Annotated in this window: 12 protein-coding genes; 8 read left to right on the top strand and 4 right to left on the bottom strand. The window is 68.4% G+C overall.

Translation table 11 applies throughout. From position 1 onward, the window contains the following. On the bottom strand, positions 1-896 hold an 896-nt coding region (locus AB0J09_RS46205), incomplete at its 3' end, for a PAS domain S-box protein (protein ID WP_360706192.1). Positions 897-1,556: 660 nt separating this feature from the next. Here AB0J09_RS46205 and AB0J09_RS46200 point away from each other — a divergent pair. Beyond that, on the top strand, positions 1,557-2,120 hold the full coding sequence (locus tag AB0J09_RS46200; RefSeq protein ID WP_360706189.1) for a DUF5994 family protein: 564 nt from the start codon (positions 1,557-1,559) through the stop codon (positions 2,118-2,120). Between the two features lie 51 nt (positions 2,121-2,171). Here AB0J09_RS46200 and AB0J09_RS46195 read toward each other — a convergent pair whose 3' ends face one another. Continuing rightward, positions 2,172-2,762 carry an STAS domain-containing protein gene (locus tag AB0J09_RS46195; RefSeq protein WP_360706186.1) on the bottom strand — a complete coding sequence of 197 codons (591 nt, stop codon included), beginning with the start codon at positions 2,760-2,762 and terminating at the stop codon, positions 2,172-2,174. Further along, positions 2,759-3,721: an acyl-CoA desaturase gene (locus AB0J09_RS46190; protein ID WP_360706183.1), complete on the bottom strand. Its 963-nt coding sequence runs from the start codon at positions 3,719-3,721 to the stop codon at positions 2,759-2,761. The genes AB0J09_RS46195 and AB0J09_RS46190 overlap by 4 nt, the downstream gene beginning before the upstream one ends. A gap of 737 nt (positions 3,722-4,458) precedes the next feature. On the opposite strand from AB0J09_RS46190, the gene AB0J09_RS46185 reads away from it, so the two are divergent. The 3 genes from AB0J09_RS46185 to AB0J09_RS46175 all read left to right on the top strand — a co-directional run bounded on the left by AB0J09_RS46185 (position 4,459) and on the right by AB0J09_RS46175 (position 5,388). Then, entirely contained in the window at positions 4,459-4,680 is a 222-nt protein-coding gene (locus tag AB0J09_RS46185) for a hypothetical protein (RefSeq protein WP_360706180.1), read from the top strand. Between the two features lie 164 nt (positions 4,681-4,844). Then, the gene (locus tag AB0J09_RS46180) at positions 4,845-4,964 is read left to right on the top strand and encodes a hypothetical protein (RefSeq protein ID WP_360706178.1); all 120 of its coding nucleotides are present in this window, start codon (positions 4,845-4,847) and stop codon (positions 4,962-4,964) included. A 220-nt stretch (positions 4,965-5,184) separates the two neighbouring features. Then, complete coding sequence (locus AB0J09_RS46175) at positions 5,185-5,388, top strand: hypothetical protein (RefSeq protein ID WP_360706176.1); 204 nt, start codon at positions 5,185-5,187, stop codon at positions 5,386-5,388. Between the two features lie 603 nt (positions 5,389-5,991). On the opposite strand, the gene AB0J09_RS46170 is transcribed toward AB0J09_RS46175, so the two are convergent. Further along, entirely contained in the window at positions 5,992-6,132 is a 141-nt protein-coding gene (locus AB0J09_RS46170) for a hypothetical protein (protein WP_360706173.1), read from the bottom strand. A 33-nt stretch (positions 6,133-6,165) separates the two neighbouring features. Here AB0J09_RS46170 and AB0J09_RS46165 point away from each other — a divergent pair, with 33 nt between their 5' ends. The 4 genes from AB0J09_RS46165 to AB0J09_RS46150 form a co-directional block, all read left to right on the top strand. Beyond that, positions 6,166-6,312, top strand: a complete 147-nt coding sequence (locus AB0J09_RS46165) for a hypothetical protein (protein WP_360706170.1) — start codon at positions 6,166-6,168, stop codon at positions 6,310-6,312. 101 nt (positions 6,313-6,413) lie between these two features. After that, on the top strand, positions 6,414-7,637 hold the full coding sequence (locus tag AB0J09_RS46160; protein ID WP_360706168.1) for a hypothetical protein: 1,224 nt from the start codon (positions 6,414-6,416) through the stop codon (positions 7,635-7,637). A gap of 45 nt (positions 7,638-7,682) precedes the next feature. Continuing rightward, the gene (locus AB0J09_RS46155; protein ID WP_360706165.1) at positions 7,683-8,129 is read left to right on the top strand and encodes a BlaI/MecI/CopY family transcriptional regulator; all 447 of its coding nucleotides are present in this window, start codon (positions 7,683-7,685) and stop codon (positions 8,127-8,129) included. A gap of 3 nt (positions 8,130-8,132) precedes the next feature. After that, positions 8,133-9,002 (top strand): M48 family metalloprotease (locus AB0J09_RS46150; protein WP_360706162.1); only part of this gene is annotated, 870 nt, incomplete at its 3' end.

Here is a 9,002-nt window from a genome sequence, read left to right as displayed (position 1 = left end):
GCAGCGTCGGTACGGGCCAGGGTGAGAGCGCCCGTGACCCGGCCGACGACACCCAGCGGCACGATGACGGCGGAGGCGGCGCCCAGTGCCTGGAGGAATCCCGTCTGGACGGCGGCCATGGGCGAATCAGGCGGAGTGGCGATCTCCTCTGGCCCCAGCAGGACCGGCTCGCCGCCGTGCAACACCCGTACCAGAGCGGAACGGGAGTGCTCGTCCACCGCAGGGAGGGCGCCCTGCCACGCTTCCTGATCAGCGTCACGGCCTTCGGGTCCGACCACCGCCACCCTTCGGACGCCCTCTTCCGTACGCAGGTCGATGGCTGCCCAGTCGGCCAGGCGGGGCACCAGCAAGCGACCCAGCCGGGCGATGGCCTCCTTGGTGTCCAGGGTCTGGGCCAGGGCTGTGGCGATCTCCGTGGCCACGGTCAGCCGGACCGTGAGGTCTTCCAAGGCGGTCACATGGGCGGCCAGGCCCCGCGCTGTTTTCCGGTCGGTCGTGTCGCCGGCGAACAGCACGGTCATGCCGAGCAGGTGGCCGTTCCTGGTCACGGGAGCGCAGAACCAGGTGACCGGGATGAGACGCCCGTCACCGCTCAGGAAGCTGTCTTTCTCGCCGCGGGCCGAAATGTGGCGAGTGAGAGTCGTGAGCAGCCGGCACCGCTCATCCGGAATGGCCGTGCCGTCGGCGCGGCGGTGCAGCAGGCCGTGAAAGTCTTGCCCCGTCATCGCCGACGCGGTACGGCCCAGCAGTTCTTCGGCGGTGGGGTTGACCGCGATGATCCGACCGGTGGAGTCCAGCACGGCCAAGCCGGCGCCCAGGTGGTCGAACACCTCCCGCCAGAACTCTGGCTGCGTCGCCCATCGCCGACCCTGGCCACCGGACGTGTTCCGTACCACGCCGTTCCTCCCACTGTAGACGTACCGCTACCAACCGGAGACAGCCGGCGGGCGTCGGTCGAGACGCCGTGTCCGGCGACACGGTGATGCCCCTGGTAATGATGCCCCTGGTAATGATGTTGCAGCCTGCTGCGAGCTGCGGCGGTCTCGCGAATGGCGGATGATAGGAGCGCGGTACGCGCCACGATGTTGTATCCGGGCAGCTTCTTCCTGCGCCAGCTCATCGACCTGGCCGCCCGACCTGACTATCCGTAGGCCACCGGGGCTCCTGTTCCTACCATCTGGTGATCACCGTACGAGATGGGCTTTTGTCCCCTTGGCTGTGCCTGGCATGTGAGAACGCGAATTTGACTCCCGCCGCAGCATACCTGCGGCCCTCTTATGAGCTTCGTGCAAATTCCAGAATTCGACACCAAGCGCGCGGGTGAAGTCAATTCGCTCATGAACGAGTGGCGGGCACAAACCGAGAGTTGGGCACGGTACTGCCGTAGGTCATGAAGGACTTTAGCTCCGAAAGCGGCATTCCGGGGAAGTCTCTCTGTCCCGGGTAAGGTATGCTAAAAATGCTAAGGATATTTCGTGCGTTGGCATTCAGGTCGGCGTCGTCCACGGCGATAGATCATTTGCGGATCCTTCGGGGCCCAGGCAGGTCAGGCGATCATGACGCCGACACTCCTTTCTCATCTCAAGCCGCTGAGCGCCGTCGCTTCCGCGATTCCGGTCAGCGACTCCACCGTCCGGCTCAGCCTGAATCCCCTGCTGGACCGGAGAGGCACCGTCGACGGGGCATGGTGGCCCCGCACCAGAGACGCCTCCGCCGAACTGCCCGCCCTCATCTCCGCCGTCGACCGGCGGCTCGGCAGGGCCGTCCTGCGAGTCGGCCTGTATCTGGACGCATGGGATCACATCCCGCGCCGCATCCCGGCCCGCGGCCGCCAGGTCAGAGTGGGCTGGTTCCGCCACGCCGACCCGCGCCTGATCACCCTTACCATCGCGGGGACCGAGCCCATCACCCTGCTGGTCATTCCACCCGGCACCGCGGACGGCCCGGCCGCAGCAGCCCTCACGCTCGCCGCCGCAGACACGATGGGCATCAGTCCCGGCGACATCCTCCACCCCGCCGTCCCGGACGAGGGCACACCCAGCCAGAACGGCGCTGCCTCGTGGGAGAACGAGGGCGGCAGCATCACCGATCGCGTGCCTGCACGACCCGCCGTCATCTGACCCTGCGCCGACCACCGCCCCCAGCGGTGACAGCCTCCCGGCGACGACTGTTCACTCGGCCGAGGAGGAACGTCGAGGCCCGCCATGGTCAGGCAGAGCGTGCGACCGCGCCTGTAGGCGAAGGCCAGCCGCCTTGTGCCAGCCGGTGAGGATGAGCAGGCGTCGCACCTGCGGGGAGGGCGACCGTAACGTCAGAACGTGCCCGCCACGCATGTCGGCGGTGGCGGTGACCAGGGAGCGCAGCCCTCCGACGTCGCAGAACGGCAGGCCGCCGAGATCGACGCAGAAGCTGCCACGGCCCGCCATCGAGGTCAGCACCCCGGTGAGGGCGGGCAGGGTGGAGCGGTCGAGTTCGCCCTCGATCCGCAGACCGCGAGATCGGCGAGCGGCGTGATGCGCAGAAGCCGGTCCGTGCTGGATGTGAGAGTGCCGATCATGTCCGTAGTGTTCATGCTGGCTCCTACGGGCGGAGAGGGCGGGACCCCGTGTGAGGCGGTCATGAACACGTTGCGCTGGGGCCGTCGTGAGCGGAGCCCGCTTCGCGTCGGCGTCGTAGCGGCAGGTCACCACACCCCGACCCACCGCGCCCCGGCGTGGGAGGGCGGCATCCAGGCTGAGTCGCTCTTGGCCGGGGCCGGTCATGGGGAAGGCTCGCGGCGTCGTGCGGCCAGGCGTGCCGGGGTCGGCCAGCGTACGTCGGTGGCCCAGCCGAGCCTTTCCAGCAGCCGGATCAGCCGGGCGGAGATGTCGATCTGGCCGGGTAGCACGCCGTGGCGGGCGCAGGTGGGGTCGGCGTGGTGGCCGTTGTGCCAGCTCTCGCCGAACGACAGGATCGCCAGCGGCCAGAAGTTCGCGGCCCGGTCCCCGGCGCGGGTTTTCAGCGGTCGCTCCCCGAAGACGTGGCAGATGGAGTTGATCGACCAGGTGATGTGGTGCAGCAGCGCGATCCGTACCAGCGCGCCCCAGAAGAACGCGGTCAGCGCGCCGTGCCAGGTGCCGGTGGCCAGCAGGCCGATGGCGGGTGGCAGCAGCAGCGAGGCTGCGACCAGCGGCACGAACAGCCGGTCCACCCGGCCGATGTCGGCGTCGGCGAGCAGGTCCTTGGCGAAGCGCCGCCGGTTGGTGAGGTCGCGCTGGAACATCCAGCCGACATGCGCGAAGAGCAGTCCCTTGGCCAGGCCGCGCACGCTGTGCCCGTAGCGCCAGGGCGAGTGCGGGTCGCCGTCGCGGTCGGCGAAGGCGTGATGGCGCCGGTGGTCGGCCACCCACTGGATGACCGAGCCCTGCACGGCCAGGGACCCGATCATGGCCAGGCCGATCCGCAGCCACCGGCCTGCCTTGAACGCGCCGTGGGTGAGATAGCGATGGAAGCCCACCGTGACGCCGAGCCCGGTCAGGACGTAGGCACCAGCTGCGATCGCCACGTCGGCCCAGCTCAGCCCCCAGCCCCAGGCCACCGGCACGGCGGCGGCCAACGCCGCGAACGGCACCAGCACGAACACCCAAAACGCGACCACCGCCGCGACCGGCTTACGCCCGTCGATGATCGGCGCCACGCCGACCCCCTCCCGATCGACGACGCCTGCACCCGTCGAAGCCATGCCGGTTTTCCTCCCTCGCACGTGCAGCGTCCTTTCGCCCCCGTTGGAACTGGTCAGCCTGCCCACGCACTTGGTGGCCACACCCCTTGGCGCTGCTTTTGGGACTATCAAGGTGATCTCGTGGCGAAAGCCCTGACGCTGGGGGAGTGCTCGCCAGACACTTCAGCCCAGCGAGTAGCGCCAGGCTCTCTTCTCGCGGCTCGACTACCCATGGTCACTGTTGTGGCATGACGCCAGCCCCTCCGCCCACCTTGCCACCGTCAACAACAGCGCCCGGCAACTCGCCCAGCGGCTTGGCTGGCTCGAACCAACGCCCAGGGAAGATGCTCCGACAGCCACCAGCCAGAGGGATGAGCCCGTGTGATACGTCGGCTCTGAACGCTGTATCCGGCGCGAAGCGCTGTGATCGGTTCTGAAGATGGATCCTTCCCGGATCGCTGGTTTCCGTACGGCACGCGTTGGGTGTTGGCTCAAGGTGAACAAGTTTGACCGTCCGCGCCGGCACTCACGCGGCGGCCGGCCCTCTGCTTCGACCGGTCCGGAAGACCGATCCCGCGCAGACATCGATGCACCACCATAGGAGTTCGGCTATGGGCATCATCGCTTGGATCATCCTCGGACTGGTGGCTGCCACAACCTGATCACCGGTCGGCGTTCGGACCGCCGGGCCGGCCGCCGATGACCCCGCCCAGCTCACCCCGGAGCTCACACTCCCGCCGTGATAGGGGTGATGCGTGATGCCCATCGCGGTCACCACAGTCGGCGCCATCCTCACCTTCGCCCTGGCGGACGGATCGGTGGGCGGCTTCGACCTGCGCATCACGGGCGTCATCCTGATGCTCGGTGGCGGCCTTGGGCTCCTGCTTTCCCTGCTTCTCCGCAACAGACCACGCCGGAACCAGCCAACCGCCTGCAGCCGCCAAGACGTCATCGACGACGGCCGCCACCCAGCTCGGTAGATCCACCCGGCTACGACGCCGGACAATGCGGAAACCGCGGAACCCGACAACCGTCATCCCTGACCAAAGCGGACGGCTGGCCCGACGGGACTGGCAGACGCCCCGCGATCGTCACACAGTTCCCACCGTAGGCCCGGGTACCGCCCGTACCCGGGCATCCCACCGTGGTGCTGCTCATACCCAGTGTGCACACTGCGGCCTATTTCGAGCACGCCTTCCCGGCCCGCACGATGGGAATGCTCGAATCGCTGCTCCACCCGGTAGGCGATGCCGCGGTCGCGTGATCCAGCAGGGTAACGCCGAACGCGCCACCGACATCGTGGCCACACCGGAGTTGATATGTGCGTGAAGGTGAGCGTTGGGCTCGTGAGGGGTCTCAATTTACCAATTTGAACTGCTTGGTAACGGGCTTGAGGATGGCTTTAGTTGAAGTGGGGGTCGCATTCGTGTGACTGTTTACAGGGGGACATAAAGTGATTACTACTCTGCGAAAGAAGGTCGCCAATGAGCGTGACACGGTTCCCGCTTACCCTGCGCGTCACCGTGAGCGGAGCGACTCCAGACGAGATCAGAGAGAACGCCAGGGCTCAGGCCCTCAACTTCTTCGGTCCCGACGCCGAACTGGACGTCATTAGTGCTGATGCCGAAGCGGAGGGTGAGCACCACAACCGCTACCGCGCGGCTGTCGTCTTCCGGCGGATTGCCTGACAACCATGGCACAGGCGCAGCCGATGCGCTATCGATGTCCCTGCCAGGGAGTACGGCCAGCGAAGTACCCACCACACGACGGCGGGCGTGACCGTTGAGCTGGTCGTGCAGGTGAACGGCGACTTGGCACTCCTGCCGCCCCCTCATCCTCGACCTGGCTAGAGCCTGGCCATGGTCCTACGGCAACGGCCATCCGGCTGGACCCCGCCACGCGTCCGCGGCGCGGTAGGCGGATGTGGAGGGCAGCTGTCTACAGCGTTCGACGCTGGGCAGGTGCCCCTTGCGGACGCTGGCGGAAGGAGCCGGCCTGCTCCTGCGTCGCTTCTCCAGCAGACTGGCCGAACTACCAGCACAGTAGCCCCAGGCGCGGCTGCTCGCACGACGTAGCCGCGCAGCGTCTCCTCCCGCACGTACCATTGCTGCGTCCAGCGCAGCGCGTCGTGCGGAATGCGCAGGCCTCGCTCATCCGCACCAACCCCACATTCGTGGCATCGGCAATGGGCACGCTGAGGATGTTGTGCTTGAGATCCCCCAAACGTGCCTGCTACGGCCGCCTCGGCTCCTTGGCCTCACCTGGCACGCCCTCGGCCGACAGGGGCGGGATCACCAGCTGTCTTCCTCATTGAGCCGGACCACGCCGGTGTCATCGGGCAGCGCCTGGGCCAGTGTCACATCAAGGTCGGGCAGCCCACCGCACAACTCCTCCTTGCCCTGCTCCAACGCCTCGGCGGGCTTGCCGACCACCTAGCAGAACCCGGCCCACCTCGGCACTGGCTGGTGGGGTTGCCGGCCGCCTGGCTGCTGGCCTTACCGGCCGGGCGGCAGACGCTCGGGGCGCGGTTCGGGCTGTTCATCGAGCTCACCACGACGACCGCGCTGCTGCTCGCCCGGTTCCGTCGAGGGCTTCCGAGCCAGCCCAATTGAGACATTCGGCCACTTGCTACTATTCGTGCGAGTAGTATCTGCTGTGGCTGGTGCTCCTGGGGTGCCAGTGACCGTGTCCCTTCCCTGTCTGGAGCGTGCGCATGGTGTCCACCTCTGCCCCACCTCGGCGACGGCAGATGGCCAGCAAGGTGCCCCTGGTCACTGCGACCTTCTGGGTCATCAAGATCCTTTCGACGACGGTGGGGGAGACGTTCGCGGACTACCTCACGGTCAATGTCGGGCTCGGCCCGGTACTGACCGACGGTCTGGTGTTCGTCGTACTGGCCGCGGCCCTGGTCCTGCAGGCGTCCTCTCGCCGCTACACCCCGTGGATCTACTGGCTGTCCGTGGTCTTGGTGAGCATCTCGGGAACCCAGATCACCGACTTCCTCACCGACACGCTCGGGATCAGCCTGTACGTCAGCACCACGCTGTTCGCGGTGCTTCTGGCCGTGGTCTTCACCGTCTGGTATCGGCAGGAGATGACGCTGTCGATCACCGCGATCAACACACCCCGGCGGGAGGCGTTCTACTGGGGCGCCATCCTGACCACGTTCGCGCTCGGCACCGCGGCAGGCGACCTGGCCACCGAGGCGTTGAGCCTCGGCTTCCGCAACGGCGCGCTGCTGTTCGGCGGTGCCTTCCTCGTCACGCTGGTGCTGTGGCGGGTCGACGCCTGGCAGGTGCCGGCGTTCTGGGCCGCCTACATCCTGACCCGCCCGCTGGGCGCCGCGGTCGGTGACCTGCTGACCCAGGACCATTCGCTCGGTGGTTTCGGCCTGGGCGCAACCAGGACCAGCATGCTGTTCTTCGCCGTCATCGTCGTGCTGGTCACCCGCGAGCAGGTGGCCGCGACCAGGGCCCGCCGCGCGGGCTCGCACGCCGAAGGCAAGTCGGGCGGGGCGAGCGTGGGCCGGCCTGCGGACCTGGTGTGGGCGGCCGCCGGCATCATGGTCGTCGTCGGGATCGGCAGTTGGATGTCAGCAGGCGCCGCAGGCCAACCCGCCGCCTCCCCCGCGGCGGTGAAGCAGGCATCGAGTCCCAAGCTCGGGGACCTGTCGTCCTTCGCCGGCATCATCGACGAGGTCAACGCGCTCACCACCAAGGGTGACCTGGCCGGGGCGAAGGCTCGGATCAAGGATCTCGAGGTGGCCTGGGACGCCGCAGAGGCAGGTCTCAAGCCCCGCTCGCCGAGCGACTGGCACGCCCTGGACGGCGCGATCGACGGGGCGCTGACCGCGCTGCGGGCCGACTCTCCGACTCAGGCGCGATGTGGTGCGGCGATGAAGACCCTCGAGAAGACCCTGAAGCACCTGCAGGCCTGAGCCCGCACCTCGACCCGTGCAAGCTACGATTGAGGTCTGTAGTAGATGCCGGGGGTGGGAATGACCGAGTCGCCGCGAAGGTCGGGCAGGCGATCCCCGGGCGTCCTGGAGCAGGAGATCCTGGACTGCCTGACTGAGGCCGGTCGGCCGCTGACCCCCGGTGAGGTGCGAACCCAGCTCGGTGGCGAACTCGCCTACACCACCGTCATGACCACCCTCGCCCGGCTGCACAAGCGAGGGCTGGCCGAGCGAGAGCCCTCCGGCCGGGCCTACGCCTACCGAGTGGCCTCCGACGCCGAGGCGGCGCAGTCGATCGCCGTGGCCGCGCAGATGAGCCGCCTGCTCGGGAAGGGCGGCGACCGCGCCGGTGTCCTTGCTCACTTCGTCGCTGACCTCGGTCCCGAGGACGAGCAACTGCTCACCGAGCTGTTGCGCGGCCTCGAAGACGGTCGCCAGGGGCGGGGGAGTGCCCGCCGGACAACGGGCGAGTGAGCGGTGGCGTGGCTGGTGTGGACACCGCTGGTGGCCAATCTCGTGCTCGGCCTCCTCGGTCCGTGGTTCGCGCGAACCCTGCCGCCCGGGATGGCCGTCCGGCTGGTCCCGATCGCGATGGTGGTCGTGGCCATGGGCACGGGGACGGTGCTGACCACGCTGGGGTTCCTGTCATTCGCGCAGGTACCTGAGGTGGCGCGGCTCGGGAGCTGGTCCGCGGGCCGGCTCGGCGCCGAACAGCCGTGGCCGGTGGCGGCCGAGGCGGTGGCCGGGATATGCGCCGCGCTGCTGCTCGCCGCAGGTTTGCATACGACCGCGCGGGTGATTCGCGAGCTGGTCAGAGTCGCGGGTACCGCCCGGGGGCTGGTACCGGGCCCCGACGGGGTGGTCATCGTGCCCGGTGCCGTGCCGGACGCCTACACGCTTCCAGCCCTACCCGGAACTCCCGCACGTGTTGTCGTGACGACCGCCATGCTGCGCGCTCTGGACGGTGAAGAACGCCGTGTGCTGTTCGCCCACGAGGCAGCTCACGTCTCCGGTCGACACCACCTCTACGTCCAGGTGGCGCACGTCGCCTCCGCGACCAACCCCCTCCTGCGCCCCACCGCCCGCGCGGTGCGGTTCGCGGTCGAGCGAGCCGCCGACGAAGCCGCGGCGCGCCGGCTCGGCAACCGTCAGCTGGTCGCCCGCGCGCTGGCCCGTGCGGCACTTGCCAAGGCCGCCGCGCTGCGCGCCGATGACCTCGGCCAAGGATCCACCGGCACCTCCTCCGCCAGCCTCGACCCCGAAGCCCTCACCGATGAGGAACTCGCCGGAACCCTATGGGTCATGATCGCCGCCGGGCACGAGACCACCGTGAGCCTGCTACTCAAC

This window comes from Nonomuraea sp. NPDC049784, from assembly GCF_040659615.1.
Classification (GTDB): domain Bacteria; phylum Actinomycetota; class Actinomycetes; order Streptosporangiales; family Streptosporangiaceae; genus Nonomuraea.
Note: the sequence above shows the minus strand (reverse complement) of the source record. Positions and strands in the feature narration are given on the sequence as shown.

Coding starts and splice junctions, on each gene's coding strand:
- AB0J09_RS46200 (WP_360706189.1), top strand. CDS start 1,557: ATGACGCCGACACTCCTTTCTCATCTCAAGCCGCTGAGCGCCGTCGCT.
- AB0J09_RS46195 (WP_360706186.1), bottom strand. CDS start 2,762: ATGACCGGCCCCGGCCAAGAGCGACTCAGCCTGGATGCCGCCCTCCCA.
- AB0J09_RS46190 (WP_360706183.1), bottom strand. CDS start 3,721: ATGGCTTCGACGGGTGCAGGCGTCGTCGATCGGGAGGGGGTCGGCGTG.
- AB0J09_RS46185 (WP_360706180.1), top strand. CDS start 4,459: ATGCCCATCGCGGTCACCACAGTCGGCGCCATCCTCACCTTCGCCCTG.
- AB0J09_RS46175 (WP_360706176.1), top strand. CDS start 5,185: ATGAGCGTGACACGGTTCCCGCTTACCCTGCGCGTCACCGTGAGCGGA.
- AB0J09_RS46160 (WP_360706168.1), top strand. CDS start 6,414: ATGGTGTCCACCTCTGCCCCACCTCGGCGACGGCAGATGGCCAGCAAG.
- AB0J09_RS46155 (WP_360706165.1), top strand. CDS start 7,683: ATGCCGGGGGTGGGAATGACCGAGTCGCCGCGAAGGTCGGGCAGGCGA.